At 57.8% G+C, this 15,945-nt stretch carries 14 protein-coding genes and 1 pseudogene; 11 read left to right on the forward strand and 4 right to left on the reverse strand.

Going from position 1 to position 15,945, the window contains the following annotated elements; all coding sequences use genetic code 11:
• The 4 genes from ABYM29_RS11195 to ABYM29_RS11210 form a co-directional block, all read right to left on the reverse strand.
• The coding region (locus tag ABYM29_RS11195; protein WP_372864847.1) for a YciK family oxidoreductase at positions 1-749 on the reverse strand (749 nt) is incomplete at its 3' end.
• An 18-nt stretch (positions 750-767) separates the two neighbouring features.
• Positions 768-1,424 carry a phosphoglycolate phosphatase gene (gene gph / locus ABYM29_RS11200; RefSeq protein WP_372864860.1) on the reverse strand — a complete coding sequence of 219 codons (657 nt, stop codon included), beginning with the start codon at positions 1,422-1,424 and terminating at the stop codon, positions 768-770.
• Positions 1,424-2,143 carry a bifunctional 2-polyprenyl-6-hydroxyphenol methylase/3-demethylubiquinol 3-O-methyltransferase UbiG gene (gene ubiG / locus ABYM29_RS11205; protein WP_372864848.1) on the reverse strand — a complete coding sequence of 240 codons (720 nt, stop codon included), beginning with the start codon at positions 2,141-2,143 and terminating at the stop codon, positions 1,424-1,426. The genes gph and ubiG overlap by 1 nt, the downstream gene beginning before the upstream one ends.
• Position 2,144: 1 nt before the next feature.
• Positions 2,145-3,476 carry a TRZ/ATZ family hydrolase gene (locus ABYM29_RS11210; RefSeq protein ID WP_372864849.1) on the reverse strand — a complete coding sequence of 444 codons (1,332 nt, stop codon included), beginning with the start codon at positions 3,474-3,476 and terminating at the stop codon, positions 2,145-2,147.
• A 243-nt stretch (positions 3,477-3,719) separates the two neighbouring features.
• Here ABYM29_RS11210 and gyrA point away from each other — a divergent pair, with 243 nt between their 5' ends.
• The 11 genes and pseudogenes from gyrA to ABYM29_RS11265 all read left to right on the forward strand — a co-directional run.
• Entirely contained in the window at positions 3,720-6,350 is a 2,631-nt protein-coding gene (gyrA, locus tag ABYM29_RS11215) for a DNA gyrase subunit A (protein ID WP_372864850.1), read from the forward strand.
• Positions 6,351-6,395: 45 nt separating this feature from the next.
• Positions 6,396-7,475: a 3-phosphoserine/phosphohydroxythreonine transaminase gene (gene serC / locus ABYM29_RS11220; protein WP_372864851.1), complete on the forward strand. Its 1,080-nt coding sequence runs from the start codon at positions 6,396-6,398 to the stop codon at positions 7,473-7,475.
• 4 nt (positions 7,476-7,479) lie between these two features.
• Positions 7,480-8,622, forward strand: a complete 1,143-nt coding sequence (gene pheA, locus ABYM29_RS11225) for a prephenate dehydratase (protein ID WP_372864852.1) — start codon at positions 7,480-7,482, stop codon at positions 8,620-8,622.
• 36 nt (positions 8,623-8,658) lie between these two features.
• Positions 8,659-9,765, forward strand: a complete 1,107-nt coding sequence (gene hisC, locus ABYM29_RS11230) for a histidinol-phosphate transaminase (protein WP_372864853.1) — start codon at positions 8,659-8,661, stop codon at positions 9,763-9,765.
• Positions 9,762-10,658, forward strand: a complete 897-nt coding sequence (locus tag ABYM29_RS11235) for a prephenate dehydrogenase/arogenate dehydrogenase family protein (protein WP_372864854.1) — start codon at positions 9,762-9,764, stop codon at positions 10,656-10,658. Before hisC ends, ABYM29_RS11235 begins: the two co-directional genes overlap by 4 nt.
• Positions 10,659-10,679: 21 nt before the next feature.
• On the forward strand, positions 10,680-11,981 hold the full coding sequence (gene aroA / locus ABYM29_RS11240) for a 3-phosphoshikimate 1-carboxyvinyltransferase (RefSeq protein ID WP_372864855.1): 1,302 nt from the start codon (positions 10,680-10,682) through the stop codon (positions 11,979-11,981).
• The gene (gene cmk, locus ABYM29_RS11245; protein ID WP_372864856.1) at positions 11,978-12,661 is read left to right on the forward strand and encodes a (d)CMP kinase; all 684 of its coding nucleotides are present in this window, start codon (positions 11,978-11,980) and stop codon (positions 12,659-12,661) included. Before aroA ends, cmk begins: the two co-directional genes overlap by 4 nt.
• A 140-nt stretch (positions 12,662-12,801) precedes the next feature.
• Entirely contained in the window at positions 12,802-14,481 is a 1,680-nt protein-coding gene (rpsA, locus tag ABYM29_RS11250; RefSeq protein WP_372864857.1) for a 30S ribosomal protein S1, read from the forward strand.
• Between the two features lie 105 nt (positions 14,482-14,586).
• The gene (locus tag ABYM29_RS11255; RefSeq protein ID WP_372864858.1) at positions 14,587-14,880 is read left to right on the forward strand and encodes an integration host factor subunit beta; all 294 of its coding nucleotides are present in this window, start codon (positions 14,587-14,589) and stop codon (positions 14,878-14,880) included.
• A gap of 78 nt (positions 14,881-14,958) precedes the next feature.
• Positions 14,959-15,249, forward strand: a complete 291-nt coding sequence (locus ABYM29_RS11260) for a LapA family protein (RefSeq protein WP_372864859.1) — start codon at positions 14,959-14,961, stop codon at positions 15,247-15,249.
• A gap of 5 nt (positions 15,250-15,254) precedes the next feature.
• Positions 15,255-15,945: pseudogene (locus tag ABYM29_RS11265) on the forward strand (lipopolysaccharide assembly protein LapB); the annotation flags it as partial.

The raw sequence follows: 15,945 nt of genomic DNA on the forward strand, positions 1-15,945 counted from the left end.
GCGTCAAATTGCTGTCCGTTGATGCTGCGGCTGGCATCGCTCATTAAATACAGGTACAGCGGCATGATCGCTTCGGGGTTGGGGTTGCTGGATGGGTTTTCGCCCGGGTAAGCGCTGCGCCGCATGGCGGTGTTGGTGGCGCCGGGGTTGATGCTGTTGACCCGTGTACCGTTCAACTCAAATTCTTCATCCGCGAGTATCTGCATCATCGCCTCGGTGGCGAATTTTGACACCGAGTAGGCCCCCCAAAATGCCCGGCCCTGGCGGCCAACGCTCGATGAGGTCAGTAGCAGTGAGCCGTGCTCGGCAGCTGCCAGCATCGGTAGTAGTGCCTGGGTCATCAAAAACTGAGCGGTCACGTTTACCTGCATGACTTCGTCCCAGCTATCCACGGTTGTTTGCGCAAGGCTGCGGCGCTCGCCGAGCACACTGGCATTATGTAATAGGCCATCCAGGCGGCCAAATTCGCGCTCGATGGTGGCGGCTAACTCCTGGTAGTCGTGGGCGGCGGCGCCGCGCAGATGCAGGGGGTAGATCGCCGCTTGTGGGTAGCCGGCGTTTTCTATTTCGTCATACACCGCTTCGAGCTTTTCTGTGGTGCGGCCCAGCAAGATGACGGTGGCGCCGTGTTTGGCAAAGCTCAGGGCGGCCGCGCGGCCAATGCCGTCGCCGGCGCCGGTAACCAAAATGATTTTGTCTTTCAAGCAGTCGGCGGCGGCGTGGAAGTCGGCGGGCAATGTCAGTGGCACGGTGAATCCTCTTGGTGGTCAGAAGCGCAGCAGGGCGGCCTCGAGTTGTTCGGCGTGATCGATAATGGCGTCGGCCTGCCAGTCGGCAATGTTATCGCCGCTGGGGATATAGCCGTAGCGGCAGGCGATGGTTTTCATGCCGGCATTGCGACCGGCGTCTATGTCGCGGCGGTGGTCGCCAACATAGACCGCTTCAGCGGGGCGAATATCCAGATTTTTGCAGGCAAGGTAAATGGGTTCTGGGTGCGGCTTGCGATTGTTGACGTGGTCGGGGCAGATGGTCGTGGCGCAGCGCTTGTCCAGCTGCAGCTGGCGCAGCAGCGGCTCAGTAAAGCGCGATGGCTTGTTGGTGACAATGCCCCAGGCGATACCGCGCTCTTCAAGGTTGCGCAGCTGTTGATCCATGCCGGGAAACAGCGTGGTTTGCTCAGACAGCGAAGCGGCGTAGCGGTCGAGAAATTCCTCCAGCAGCGCGGCAAATTCTGCGCTCTCCGGGGCTAGTTCGAAGCCGAGCGCAAGGACCGCGCGGGCGCCACTGGAGACGCATTCGCGGACCGCTTGATAGTCCTGTAAGGGACGTTGATGTTCTGCCAGTAAGCTATTTAGCACGCGCGCGAAATCGGCAGCGGTATCGAGCAGCGTGCCGTCCAGGTCGAAGAGTACAGCTTTGAGCATCACAGTGGTTTTTTCACGTGAACCATATAGTTCACGTCCACATCACTTCCATTCAGTCGATAGCTTTTGAACAGCGGGTTGTAGGTCAGGCCGGTCATGTGTTGGAGCTGCAGGTCGTTCTCCCGCAGCCAGTCAGCCAGCTCGGCGGGGCGGATGAACTTGGCGTACTCGTGGGTGCCGCGGGGCAGCAGGCCGAGGATGTATTCGGCACCGACAATGCTGAAAGCAAAGGACTTGGGATTGCGGTTAATGGTGGAGAAATACAAGTCGCCGCCGGGTTTGCACAGTTTGGCGCAGGCGCGTATCACCGAGGCGGGGTTGGGAACGTGCTCAAGCATCTCTAGGCAGGTGACGACATCGTAGTGCCCCGCCTGGTCTTCGGCTAATTCTTCGGCGGTGGTTTGAAAGTATTCGACCTTGGCGCCGGATTCCAGTTGGTGCAGGCGCGCGACATTGAGAGGGGCTTCGCCCATATCGATACCGGTGACCTTGGCACCGCGCATGGCCATGGATTCCGACAGGATGCCGCCGCCGCAACCAATGTCGATAACGCGCTTTTCCGCCAGTGGCGAGCGCTCGTCGATATAGTTAACCCGCAGTGGGTTGATGTCGTGCAGTGGTTTGAATTCGCTGTTGCGATCCCACCAGCGATGGGCCAGTTCTTCAAACTTGGCGATTTCTGCCGGGTCGACGTTGCCGTGTTGCGGTGATGTTTGCATCTTACTCTCCACTGATTTTATTGCGCCAGTACTGGGCTTTTTCAATAAGCTCACGGCTGTCCAAGGTGGTCAGTTCGCCATTATCCAGCATTCGCCGGCCTTTGATCCAGCTGTGGCGCACCCGGTGACTGATATTGGTGTACACCAGCTGGGATATCGGTGTGTATATGGGTTGTTGCGCAAGGTCCGACATATCGACGGCGATAACATCGGCCTGCTTGCCGGCCTCCAGGCTGCCAGTGATCGCGTCGATGCCCAGTGCGCGGGCGCCGTTGATGGTGGCCATTTGCAGGGCGTAGTGGTCGGGTACGGCGGCGGCGTCGCCGGCGACGGCCTTGCCGAGCAGTGCAGCGCTGCGCAGTTCGCCAAACATGTCCAGGTCGTTGTTGCTGGCGGCGCCGTCGGTGCCCAGGGCCACATTAATGCCGGCAAGGCGCATTTTCTCCACCGGCGAAAAGCCGCTGGCCAGCTTTAAATTCGATTCCGGGCAGTGAATGGCGTGGCAGCGGTGCTCGGCGAGTAGGTCGATATCCGTATCGCTGAGGTGAGCCAGGTGTACGCACTGGGTGCGCGGTCCCAGCAGGCCGAGTCGCGCCAGTCGCTCGACGGGGCGCAGGCCGGTTTGTTTAACGGCGTCGGCCACTTCCTGAGCCGTTTCCTGCAGGTGGATCTGCACGGCGCAGTCCAGCTCTTCGGCAAACATCACCACCTTGCTCATGGCGTCGTCGCCGACGGTGTAGGGGGCGTGTGGGCCAAAGGCGATGTTGATCAATTCACTGTGCTTGTAATCGTCGCGCAGTGCCAAGCCCTTGCGGAAATACTCTTCTGGACCGCTGCCCCAGGCGCTGGGGAAATCTAATATTGGGAAGCTTAGCTGGGCGCGAATACCAGCGCGGCGCGCCACGTCGGCGGTGACTTCTGGGAAAAAGTACATGTCGCTAAAGGTCGTGGTGCCGCTGCGCAGCATTTCAGCGATCGCCAGGGCGCTGCCGTCGCGGACAAAGTCTTCGCTTACCCAGCGGCCTTCGGCCGGCCAAATGTGGTCGTTTAGCCAGCTGTGCAGGGGTTGGTCGTCGGTCATGCCGCGAAACAGGCTCATGGCGGCGTGGCCGTGAGCGTTGATTAGCCCCGGCATCAGCAGTTGTTCGCCGGTGAGTTCCAGTACTTCCTCGGCATTCAGTGCGCGGGCCTCATCAATGGGCAGGACCGCGTGAATGACGCCGTCGGCAATGGCCAGGGCGTGATTTTCTAGAACTGGGCAGCCGTCCGTCATCGGAAGAATCCAGCGGGCGGTAATGACAGTGTCAATGCGGTCGGCGGCGGCGCGGCTCATGGCGTGCAGTATTCCTGGTGGCAAAGCGGCAAGTATACCTGTTCCTGGGGGTAGTTGTGGCGATAAGACGCTGATTTTCGGCCTTTATGCGCTGTCTATGCGGTGCTGGAATATGCTAATATCGCCGCTTTGTTTCCCGCTTTGCCGCCGCCGTTTTGGGCGGGGTGGGAGGGCAGTAAAAACGCGCTTTGGGCGGCGATGCCGCCGTCCGGGGGTCGCAGACAATAAGGATGCTTGCTATTCATGGCTGACAATGCAAATGAAATTCTGCCGGTAAATATTGAGGATGAGCTAAAACAGTCCTACCTCGATTATGCGATGAGTGTCATCGTCGGTCGGGCGTTGCCCGATGTGCGTGACGGACTGAAGCCGGTGCACCGCCGGGTGTTGTTCGCCATGAGCGAGCTGAACAACGATTGGAACAAGGCCTATAAAAAGTCCGCCCGCGTGGTGGGCGACGTGATTGGTAAATACCACCCTCACGGTGACTCCGCGGTGTACGACACCATTGTTCGTATGGCCCAGCCTTTCTCAATGCGTTATATGCTGGTTGACGGTCAGGGTAACTTTGGCTCGATCGATGGCGATAACGCCGCAGCCATGCGTTACACCGAAATCCGCATGCAGAAAATCTCCCATGAGATGTTGGCCGATCTCGATAAGGAAACCGTCGATTGGGTGCCTAACTACGACGGCACGGAGCAGATTCCTGCGGTATTGCCCACCAAGGTCCCCAGCTTGCTGGTGAACGGTTCTTCCGGTATTGCCGTGGGCATGGCGACCAATATTCCGCCTCATAATCTTACCGAGGTGGTCAACGGCTGTCTGGCGCTGTTGGACAATCCCGATATCACTATCGACGAGTTGATGGAGTTTATCCCCGGTCCCGACTTCCCGACGGCGGCGATTATCAATGGTCGCGCCGGGATTGTTGAGGCCTATCGCACGGGACGTGGCCGGATTTATGTGCGTTCGCGCGCTGAAGTCATCAGCAATGAGAAGACCAATAAAGATACCATCATCATTACCGAGCTGCCCTACCAAGTGAATAAGGCGCGGTTGATCGAGAAGATCGCCGAATTGGTTAAAGAAAAGAAAATTGAAGGTATTGCCGAGCTGCGTGACGAGTCGGATAAAGACGGCTTGCGCGTAGTGATTGAGATGAAGCGCGGTGAAAGCGGCGAGGTGGTGCTGAATAACCTCTACGCCCAGACCCAGCTGCAAAATGTCTTCGGTATCAATATTGTCGCGCTGGTAGACAACCAGCCGCGTATCCTCAATTTGAAGGAACTGCTGGAATACTTTGTTCGCCACCGCCGCGAAGTAGTAACCCGCCGCACCGTCTATCTGTTGCGCAAGGCCCGCGAGCGCGGCCACGTGTTGGAAGGCCTGGCGGTAGCAATTTCTAATATCGATGAGGTCATTGCCACCATCAAGGCGTCGTCGACCACGCAAGAAGCTAAAGAGAATCTGATTTCGCGCGGTTGGGCACTGGGTGAAGTCAGTGCGATGCTTGAGCGCGCCGGGGAGGACGCCTGTCGCCCTGATGATCTGGAAGCCCAATACGGCGTGCGCGACGGTAATTACTGGCTGTCGCCGGCGCAGGTTCAGGCCATTCTCGAGTTGCGTTTGCAAAAGCTCACCGGCTTGGAGCACGAAAAACTGCTGTCGGAATATCAGGATAAATTGGCTGAAATCGCCGAATACCTGAGCATTCTCGCTGATCCGCAGGTGCTGTTGGACGTGATTCGCGGTGAATTGCAGCAGGTGGTTGCCGACTTTGGTGATGAGCGCCGCAGTGAAATCGTCGCTTCACAGCTGGATTTGAGCCACGAAGACCTGATTCCGGAAGAAGACCGTGTGGTGACAATTTCCCACGGTGGTTACGCCAAGTCGCAGCCGCTGGACACCTACGCTGCCCAGCGCCGCGGCGGTATGGGTAAGTCGGCGACGGCGGTAAAAGAAGAAGACTTTGTCGAGCACCTGCTGGTGGCCAACACCCACGACACGATTCTGTGTTTCAGTAATATCGGTAAAGTCTATTGGCTGAAGGTCTACCAAATTCCGGTGGCGGGACGCAATTCTCGCGGCCGGCCGATGGTGAACTTGCTGCCGCTGAGCGAGGGTGAGCGGATTACTTCCATCCTGCCGGTGCACGAGTACACCGAGGGCTACTTCATCTTTATGGCCACCGCCAACGGTACTGTGAAGAAGACGCCGCTGGAGGCCTTCTCGCGGCCGCGCAGCGTGGGTTTGATTGCCCTGGCACTGGATGAGGGCGATGTGCTGATCGGTACGGAAATAACCGACGGCCGCAACGACGTGATGTTGTTGACCAGCGGCGGTAAGGCCGCGCGCTTTGCCGAGGGCGATGTGCGGGCGATGGGCAGAACGGCGCGCGGTGTGCGCGGTGTGCGCATGGACGAAGGTCAGCAGGTTATTGCGATGATCATTCCCAAGCCAGAGGGACGGGTGCTGACGGTGTCTGAAAATGGCTACGGCAAGCGCACCGACGTCGATGACTTCCCCTGCAAGGGGCGTGGTAACCGCGGCGTTATCGCCATGACGATGAGTGATCGCAACGGTTCGCTGGTGGGTGCGGTGCAGGTATTTGAGGGCGATGATCTGATGCTGATCTCGGATCAGGGCACCTTGGTGCGCACGCGCACGGATGAAATCTCACTGCTTAGCCGCAATACCCAAGGGGTTAAGGTCATTCGCCTGCGCGATGACGAGCAGCTGGTTGGTGTACAGCGTGTCGCCGAGCAGGATGTCGACAGCGCGGTTGAAGATGGCGATGAGCCCGTTGACGGTGAAGTGCTTGCCGCGGATGCCGATGCCGCAGAAAACGGCGACAGTCCGGCGGCTGAATAAGCGCAGACTAGATTTTTTTGATGACTTGTTGGAGCGAAGTGAAACATGGCGCGTGTGTATAATTTTTGCGCGGGACCGGCAGCAATTCCCGAGGCGGTACTGAGTCAGGCTAAAGAAGAACTGTTGGACTGGCGCGGCCGTGGCCTGTCGGTAATGGAAATGAGTCACCGTTCGGAAGAAATGGTGTCCATTGCCAATGAAGCCGAAGCGGATTTGCGCGAGCTGATGGGGATTAGCGATGACTACGCGGTGCTGTTTCTGCAGGGCGGCGCCAGCACCCAGTTTGCGTCGATTCCGCTTAACCTCTGTGAAGAGGGGGCGGTGGTGGACTATGTCAATACCGGGCAGTGGTCGAAAAAAGCCATCAAGGAAGCCAAGCGTTACGCCAATGTGAACGTGGTGGCGAGTTCCGAAGATAATAACTTTGCCAGCATTCCGGCTTTTGATAGCTGGCAGCTCAGTGATAATGCCGCTTACCTGCACTACACCCCCAACGAGACGATTGGTGGTGTAGAGTTTTTCTGGACCCCAGACGTAAAGACCCCCTTGGTGGCCGATATGTCGTCGACCATTTTGTCGCGTCCGGTGGATGTGAATAAATTTGGTTTGATCTACGCCGGTGCGCAGAAAAATATCGGGCCGGCGGGTCTGACTATCGTTATTGTGCGCAAGGATTTGTTGGGCAAGGCCCGCGCTACAACGCCGACGATGCTCGACTACAAAACCGCGGCTGACAATGACTCGATGTACAACACGCCGCCGACGCTTGCCTGGTACTTGGCGGGTTTGGTCTTTAAATGGCTGAAAGCCCAGGGCGGCCTGGAGGCGATGGAAATTATTAATCGCCGCAAAGCCGCTAAATTGTACGACTATATTGACGCCAGCGGTTTCTACAGCAATCCGGTGGAAGTGGCTAGCCGCTCGCTGATGAATATCCCCTTTGTGTTGGCGGACAGCGGCTTGGATAAGGCCTTTTTGGCAGGTGCCGAGGATGCCGGCCTGCTAAACCTTAAGGGCCATCGCTCGGTGGGCGGCATGCGCGCCAGTATTTACAATGCGGTGCCAGAAGCGGCGGTCGATGCGCTGATTGAATATATGAAAAACTTCGCTAGAGAAAACGGCTGACATCATGGCCAAGTCAGAGGATAAGCCGGTCGACCTGGACACCTTGCGCCAGGATATCGACAGCATCGATAGTCAGATACACGCGCTGCTCAATCGCCGTGCTCGCTGCGCGCAGCAGGTGGCAGAGGTAAAACAGCGCGAGTTTGAGGCCGCTCAACAATTTGAGTCAGGTGCTGACAGCAGCAGCGCTCAGCAACTGCTGTTCTACCGCCCCGAGCGCGAGGCGCAGGTGTTGGCGCGTGTAAAAGCGGCCAATAATGGTCCGCTGGCCGATGATACCGTCGCCTATATATTCCGCGAGATTATGTCGGCCTGCCTGGCCCTGGAAAAGCCCATGGAGGTCGCCTACCTCGGCCCCGAGGGAACGTTTACCCAGGCCGCGGCGCTCAAGCATTTTGGCCACGCGGTGATCAGTGTGCCGCAAACGACGATAGACGCGGTATTTGCTCAGGTCGAGTCGGGCCAGTGTCACTACGGTGTGGTGCCGGTGGAAAATTCCACTGAGGGCATGGTGTCTCACACCCTCGATGCCTTTATGAATTCCTCATTAAAAATTTGCGGTGAAGTCGAACTGCGGGTGCGGCTCAATTTACTGATTGGCGAGGGTGGTCGCGATGATATTCAGCGTATCTGTGCCCACCAGCAGGCCTTGGCACAAAGTCGCCGCTGGCTGGATGCCAACTTCCCCAATGTCGAACGCGTGGCCGTAAGCAGCAATGGTGAGGCGGCGCGGATGGCGGCCGAGCAGCCCGGTGTGGCGGCGATTGCCGGAGACCTGGCCGCCCAGCAGTACGAGCTGAACAAGCTTGCCGAAAACATTGAAGATCAGCCCGACAACACCACCCGCTTTTTGGTAATCGGCCGCGAAAATGTCGCCGCCAGTGGTCGCGACAAAACCTCCATCGTGGTGTCTGCGCACAATCGCCCCGGCGCGCTGTTTAAGCTGCTTGAGCCCTTCGAGCAGAATAACGTCATGTTGACGCGTATCGACACTCGGCCGTCGCGCACTGAAACCTGGACCTATGTGTTTTTCATTGAGTTTGAAGGCCACCAGGACGACCCTAAGATGGCGGCGATTCTGGATACCATCGCCCAGCAAACGGTGATGTGTAAGATTTTGGGCTCCTATCCCAAGGCGGCGTTATAGCGGCCTTGGGGTACTTTCTTTTTTATAGGCGGTAGCATGACGTGCGATTTTATTGACCTGGCCAATGAGGGGGTGCAGGGCCTGCAGCCCTATCAGCCCGGCAAGCCGATCGAAGAGTTACAGCGTGAGCTGGGCTTGAGCGATGTGGTGAAGTTGGCCAGCAATGAAAACCCGCTGGGGCCACCGGCGTCGGCGCTGGCGGCCTACCGCGAGGCGGCGGGGCAGTTGCACCTGTATCCCGATGCGGGCGGTTTTGAGCTAAAAGCGCAATTGTCTGCGGCGCTGGGTGTTGAGGCGGCGCAGCTGACCCTGGGCAATGGTTCTAATGATGTCCTGGACCTGTTGGCGCGGGTGTTTCTCGACAGTGACAGCAGTGCGGTGTTTTCCCAATACGCCTTTATTGTGTATCCCATTGCCGTGCAGGCAGCGGGGGCGAAGGCCATAGTGACGCCGGCGAAGGATTGGGGGCACGACCTGGATGCGATGGCGGCGGCGATCGATGACCGCACGCGACTGGTTTTTATCGCCAACCCCAACAACCCCACCGGCACCTGGCTCAGTGAGAGCGCGGTGCGGGCATTTATGGCCAAGGTGCCGGAAAATGTGGTGGTGGTGCTGGACGAGGCCTACTGTGAATACCTGAATGAGCCCGCTTACCCGGACAGCATTGCCATGCTGGCCGATTACCCCAATCTGGTGGTCACTCGGACCTTTTCCAAGGCCTTTGGTTTGGCGGGCCTGCGGGTCGGCTATGCCATAAGTCACCCCGATATTGCCGACCTGTTGAACCGCGTGCGCGCGCCGTTTAATGTCAGTGTGCCGGCGCTGGCGGCAGCGACAGCGGCCTATCGCGACGCGGAATATTTGCAGCGCAGTCGCGAGCTAAATGCGGCGGGTATGGCTCAGCTGGAAAAGGGCTTGGTGGCCCTGGGCTTGCAATATATTGCGTCGGTGGGGAATTTTATTGCCGTGGAAATGCCCGCTGCGGCCATGCCTTATTACCAGGCCCTGTTGAAGAAGGGCGTTATTGTGCGGCCGGTGGGGGTCTACGGAATGCCCAATCACCTGCGGATTTCGATTGGCCTGGAAAGTGAAAATCAGCGTTGCCTAAACGCCTTGCAAGAGGTGTTGAGCGAAGCGTGAATATTGGCAAGCTAACAATTATCGGCCTCGGTCTAATGGGCGGTTCTCTGGCCAAGGCGTTGAAGGCCAAGGGCGCAGTCGATCAGGTGTGGGCCACCGGCCGGCGCAGTGCCTCACTGGTGCGGGGGCTGGAGCTGGGGGTCATCGATCATTGGACCCTCGACCTTGCCGAGGCGCTGCGCGATGCCGATGTGGTGCTGATCGCCACGCCGACACTGGTGGCCGAGCAGGTCATGGCGGATATAGCGCCCTTGCTGGATGAAAAAACCATCCTGACTGATGTTGCCAGTGTGAAAGGCAATATTTTGCGCGCCGCCGAGGCGGTGTTTGGCGCCTTGCCGCCGCGCTTTGTGCTGGGTCACCCTATCGCTGGTTCTGAGCAGAGTGGGGTCGAGGCGGCGAAAACGGACTTGTTTGTCGATCACCGGGTGATTCTCACGCCGCTGGCGAGCAACGACAGTGCCGCGGTGCAAGTGGTGCGGGAAATGTGGCAGTGCGCCGGCGCCGAGGTGGTGGAGATGGCGGTGGATGAGCACGACGCGGTGCTGGCGGCGACCAGCCATTTGCCCCATGTGCTGGCTTACACCTTAGTGGATGCCTTGGCGGCCAGTGGCAGCGCCGCGGATATTTTTCGGTTTGCGGCGGGTGGTTTTCGCGATTTTACCCGCATCGCCTCCAGCGATCCGACCATGTGGCACGATATTGTACTGGCCAATCAGCAGGCAATTCTGGCGGGCCTGGATAATTTTGCCGACCATCTGCAAATGGTGCGCGGCCTTATCGCCGAGGCCGACGGCCCGGCCATCAAACAACTGTTCAGCCGCGCCAAGCAGGCCCGCGATGAGCATTTTCTCGGTCAATATATGGCGGGGCGCAGCAAGCCGCCCCGTTAATCCTCAAAAGAGACTGTATCAGTGGAATTTTTAGCACAACCTGGCGGCAGCGTTAACGGCACCTTGCGGGTGCCCGGCGACAAGTCCATTTCTCATCGCTCCATTATGTTTGGCGCCATTGCCGACGGTGTGACCACCGTAGAGGGCTTTCTTGAGGGCGAAGACGCACTGTCGACGCTGAAGGCTTTTCAGGCGATGGGGGTACAAATTGACGGCCCTGAACAGGGGCGCGTGACCATTCACGGCGTGGGTCGCGACGGGCTGCAGGCGCCGGACGGTGACTTGTACATGGGCAATTCCGGCACATCTATGCGGCTGTTGGCCGGCTTGTTGGCGGGGCAGAAATTTGATGTGACGCTGACCGGTGATGTGTCGCTGAGCAAGCGCCCGATGGAGCGGGTGGCGGCGCCGCTGCGGGAAATGGGCGCGGTGGTGGAAACCGCTGAGGGCGGTCGCCCGCCGATGACGATTCGTGGCGGTCAGTCGTTGAAAGGCATTGATTATGTGCTGCCGATGGCCAGCGCCCAGGTCAAGTCCTGTGTGCTGTTAGCCGGCATGTATGCCGAGGGCGAGACCCGCACGACTGAGCCGGCGCCGACCCGCGATCACAGTGAGCGCATGCTCAAAGGCTTTGGTTATCCGGTTGCGGTGAATGGCGCGGTCGCCAGTTTGGAGGGCGGTCATCGCTTGCGCGCGGTGCATATCGATGTGCCGGCGGATATCTCTTCGGCGGCCTTCTTTATGGTGGCGGCCAGTATTTCGCCCGGTGCCGATTTGACTCTGCAGCATGTCGGGATCAATCCGACACGCATCGGCGTGGTCAATATTCTGCGCGCCATGGGCGGCGATATAACGCTGAGCAATGAGCGCGAAGTCGGTGGTGAACCGGTGGCGGATATCCGCGTGCGCTATGCGCCGCTGAAAGGCATCGATATCCCCGAGGACCAAGTGCCGCTGGCCATCGACGAGTTTCCGGTGTTATTTGTCGCGGCGGCCTGCGCCGAGGGGCGCACGGTATTGCGCGGCGCCGAGGAGCTGCGGGTCAAGGAAAGTGATCGCATTCAGGTGATGGCCGACGGTTTGGTGAGCCTGGGGGTTAGTGCCGAGGCCACCGAAGACGGCATTATCATTGAAGGCGGCGCCATTGGCGGCGGTCGCGTAAACAGCCACCACGACCACCGTATTGCCATGTCCTTTTCGGTGGCGGCGCTGCGCGCCAGTGACACTATCCATATTGAAGACTGCGATAATGTGGCGACCTCATTCCCCAACTTTGTCGAATTGGCAACGGCGGCGGGGATGCGCATAGAGGTGCGTTCATGAGCGCGGCGGTTATTTGTATCGATGGCCCCAGCGGTTCTGGCAAGGGCACCTTGTGTCAAATGTTGGCCCTGGAGTTGGGTTGGCATCTGCTCGATAGTGGCGCCCTGTACCGCTTAGTCGGTATGGCGGCCAGCAAGCACCAGCTCAGTTTTGACGACGAAGCGGCTATCGCGGCCTTGGCGGCGGCGCTGGATGTGGCGTTTTTGCCGGGTCAGCAGGGTGAGCCCAGCCGGGTGATGCTCGAGGGGGTAGACGTCAGCGGTGAGCTGCGCAGCGAAACTACCGGAAATTTGGCCTCTAAGGTGGCGGTGCTGCCGGCGGTGCGTGAGGCCCTGTTGCAGCGCCAGCGCGATTTCGCCCAGGCGCCGGGTTTGGTGGCCGACGGGCGGGACATGGGCACCGTGGTTTTCCCTGAGGCGCCGCTTAAGGTTTTTCTGACGGCGAGCGCCGAGGAGCGCGCCCGGCGGCGCTTTAAGCAGTTGAAAGATAAGGGTGAGAGTGTTAACATCGCGACCCTTTTAGAAGAGATCCAGGCTCGTGATAAGCGCGATTCAGAGCGCGAACACGCGCCGTTGAAGCCGGCGGATGACGCCCTGTTGATTGACAGCAGCGAGCTGGGGATCGAACAAGTTTTTGCGCGGGTATTGGCCGAGGTCAGTGCCCGCTTTCCTGCGTCTTAGGGGCAGGCTGATTTATTAAGGGTTTCTCGGGCTGTGTCAATACCAGCTAGCAGCTTGAGAGACTTTAAAAAACTGACCCGCGTTAGCTGGTAATGCGGCGATATGGTGGCTCTGCCACTGCTAATCTCAGGTAATGACTAATGAGCGAAAGCTTTGCTGAACTGTTTGAAGAAAGTTTAAAAACGATCGATATGAAGCCGGGTTCCATCGTAACCGGTGTAGTTATCGACATCGACAGCGACTGGGTGACTGTCCACGCCGGTCTGAAGTCGGAAGGGGTGATTCCCCGCGATCAGTTTGTCGCAGAAGGCGGCGAATTCTCTCTGCAGATTGGTGACGAAGTACAGGTTGCCCTGGAATCCGTTGAAGACGGTTTCGGTGAAACCCGTCTGTCCCGCGAGAAAGCAAAGCGCGCCGAAGCCTGGACCGCACTGGAAGCTGCCTACGAGGCAGAAGAAACAGTGACCGGTATTATCAATGGCAAGGTCAAGGGTGGTTTCACCGTCGACATCAACAGCATCCGCGCGTTCCTGCCCGGCTCTCTGGTTGATGTGCGTCCGGTACGTGACACTGCTCACCTGGAAGGCAAAGAACTCGAATTTAAAGTGATCAAGCTGGACCAGAAGCGCAACAACGTTGTGGTTTCTCGTCGCGCGGTTCTGGAAAGTGTTAACAGCGAAGAGCGCGAAGCACTGCTGGAATCTCTGCAAGAAGGCATGGTTGTTAAAGGTATCGTTAAGAACCTGACCGACTACGGCGCGTTCGTAGATCTGGGTGGCATCGACGGCCTGCTGCACATCACTGATATGGCTTGGAAGCGCATCAAGCACCCAAGTGAAATCGTCAATGTGGGCGACGAAATCGACGTTCGCATCCTCAAGTTTGACCGCGAGCGCAACCGCGTATCTCTGGGTCTGAAGCAACTCGGCGAAGACCCCTGGGTGGCTATCAAAACTCGTTACCCCGAGAACAGCCGCGTTAAAGCCAAGGTTACCAACCTTACCGATTACGGCTGTTTCGCTGAAATCGAAGAAGGTGTTGAAGGTCTGGTTCACGTATCCGAAATGGATTGGACCAACAAGAACATCCACCCCTCTAAAGTCGTACAAGTTGGCGACGAAGTGGAAGTGATGATTCTGGACATCGACGAAGAGCGTCGCCGTATTTCTCTGGGTATCAAGCAGTGCCAGCAAAACCCATGGGATGCCTTCGGTTCGCAGTTCACTAAAGGCGACCGCATCAGCGGCGCGATCAAGTCGATCACCGATTTCGGTATCTTCATTGGTCTGGACGGCAACATCGACGGCCTGGTTCACCTGTCAGACATCTCTTGGAACGAGAGCGGCGAAGACGCGGTTCGCAAGTTCAAGAAAGGCGACGAGATCGAAACCGTTATCCTGTCTATCGACCCCGAGCGCGAGCGTATCTCGCTGGGCATCAAGCAGCTCGAGGAAGATCCTTTCTCTGACTACGTCGCTGTTAACGACCGCGGTAGCATCGTAACTGGTGTTGTTAAAGAAGTTGACGCCAAGGCTGCTGTTGTTGTGCTGGCAGACGAAGTTGAAGGTGTTCTGAAGGCCTCTGAAATCAGCCGCGATCGCGTTGAAGATGCGCGCAACGTGCTGAAAGAAGGCGAAGAGGTTGAAGTTAAGATCATCAGCGTCGATCGCAAGAACCGCGCTCTGACCCTGTCTATCAAAGCGAAAGACATGGAAGACGAGAAAGAAGCGGTGAAAGCACTGCGTGAGAAGGAAACTGAAGCGGCCGCGCCTGCGACTATCGGTGACCTGATCAAAGCTCAGATGGAAAACAAAGACTAAGCGTCTTTGCTGCGGGCATTCTTTCAGGGAATGCCCGTAACTTACTGGCTTATAAGCAAAAAAGTGCTAAGCTAGGCTTGATGTCGGAATTTACGGGATTGAGCAATGACCAAATCTGAGTTGATAGAGCTGATGGCTGAACGCCAGCCACAGTTGTCTCACAAGGATATTGAGCTGGCAGTAAAAACCATGATCGAGCACATGTCTCAGGTCTTGGCGACTGGCAGCAGAATCGAGATCCGAGGGTTTGGTAGTTTCTCGCTGCACTACCGCGAGCCGCGAATGGGGCGCAACCCCAAAACCGGTGAAACGGTGCAGCTTCCGGGCAAATACGTTCCGCATTTTAAGCCTGGTAAAGAACTGCGTGAGCGGGTGAATCAGAGCCTGACCTCTAGCTGAGGTGGTGACGCTAGCCTTCTCCAAAAAGAAACGGTATGGTCTTTGGCTATACCGTTTTTTTTATGGGCGCGATTCCTGATGCAAATCCTCAAGTCGATCCTGGTGTTATTGCTGCTCCTTGCCGTGGTGTTGTTTGGCCTGCTTTTTAGTTTGGAAAATACCGCGCTGGTGCCACTCAATATTCTGGTGGCGGAATTGCCGGAACAGCGAATATCGACTTGGTTGATCCTGTCTTTTCTGGTCGGTGGGGTGTGCGGAATGTTGTCGGCTTCGCTGTTAGTACTGCGCTTGCAGGCCGCCAAGCTGCGCCTGCGCCGCAATCTTAAGCAATCCGCGACCCAGCTGGTTGAGCCCGGGGTTAACCGCTAATCGGTATGGAGCAGTTGCTGCCATATAGCTTGTTACTTGCCGCTATCGGTTGCGGTTGGTTGCTGGGGCGACGCTCACTAAAGGGGGGGGCGGGCGCGGAAAGTGCCGCTGACGACTCCTATTATCGCGGACTGCGATTCCTGCTCAGCGAGCAGCCCAGCAACGGTGTGGATGAATTTATTCAGGCCGTGCCGGTTAATGAACATTCCTTAAATACGCATTTGTCCCTCGCGCAATTAATGCGCAGCAAGGGTGAGCTCGAAGCGGCAACGCGGATACACCAAAACCTATTGGCACGTCCCAGCTTGTCGCGTGACAGCCTCCATCAAGTACACCTGGAATTGGCCAGAGACTATATTTCTGCCGGTTTGCACGACCGAGCCGAGCGTTTGTTGCGTGACTTGGCGGGTGAGTCGTCTGCGCAAGAGAGTGAGGCGTTGCGCTATTTGCAGCAGATCTACCAGGCCGAGAAGGATTGGGGGAAGGCGGCAGCGGTCGCGAAGCGGCGCATTCCCAAACGCAGCTGGTTGCGTAAGGCGCGGGCAGAGCAAGACGGCGGGGCGATTAGCTGCGCGCTGAGTCACTACTACTGTGAGATGGCCGAGCAGCATTTGGCCGAGGCTAATGAAGCCGCAGCGAGGCGCTGCTTGCAAAAAGCCAGGCAGAGCGATGGCAACAACGTCAGGGTTGTGCTGA

It is taken from the genome of Spongiibacter sp. (assembly GCF_041602295.1).
In the GTDB taxonomy this organism is placed as follows: domain Bacteria; phylum Pseudomonadota; class Gammaproteobacteria; order Pseudomonadales; family Spongiibacteraceae; genus Spongiibacter.

Excerpts from the sequence above, each read along its gene's own strand:
- gph (WP_372864860.1), bottom strand. The coding sequence starts at position 1,424 with ATGCTCAAAGCTGTACTCTTCGACCTGGACGGCACGCTGCTCGATACC.
- ubiG (WP_372864848.1), bottom strand. The coding sequence starts at position 2,143 with ATGCAAACATCACCGCAACACGGCAACGTCGACCCGGCAGAAATCGCC.
- ABYM29_RS11210 (WP_372864849.1), bottom strand. The coding sequence starts at position 3,476 with ATGAGCCGCGCCGCCGCCGACCGCATTGACACTGTCATTACCGCCCGC.
- gyrA (WP_372864850.1), top strand. The coding sequence starts at position 3,720 with ATGGCTGACAATGCAAATGAAATTCTGCCGGTAAATATTGAGGATGAG.
- serC (WP_372864851.1), top strand. The coding sequence starts at position 6,396 with ATGGCGCGTGTGTATAATTTTTGCGCGGGACCGGCAGCAATTCCCGAG.
- pheA (WP_372864852.1), top strand. The coding sequence starts at position 7,480 with ATGGCCAAGTCAGAGGATAAGCCGGTCGACCTGGACACCTTGCGCCAG.
- hisC (WP_372864853.1), top strand. The coding sequence starts at position 8,659 with ATGACGTGCGATTTTATTGACCTGGCCAATGAGGGGGTGCAGGGCCTG.
- cmk (WP_372864856.1), top strand. The coding sequence starts at position 11,978 with ATGAGCGCGGCGGTTATTTGTATCGATGGCCCCAGCGGTTCTGGCAAG.
- rpsA (WP_372864857.1), top strand. The coding sequence starts at position 12,802 with ATGAGCGAAAGCTTTGCTGAACTGTTTGAAGAAAGTTTAAAAACGATC.
- ABYM29_RS11255 (WP_372864858.1), top strand. The coding sequence starts at position 14,587 with ATGACCAAATCTGAGTTGATAGAGCTGATGGCTGAACGCCAGCCACAG.
- ABYM29_RS11260 (WP_372864859.1), top strand. The coding sequence starts at position 14,959 with ATGCAAATCCTCAAGTCGATCCTGGTGTTATTGCTGCTCCTTGCCGTG.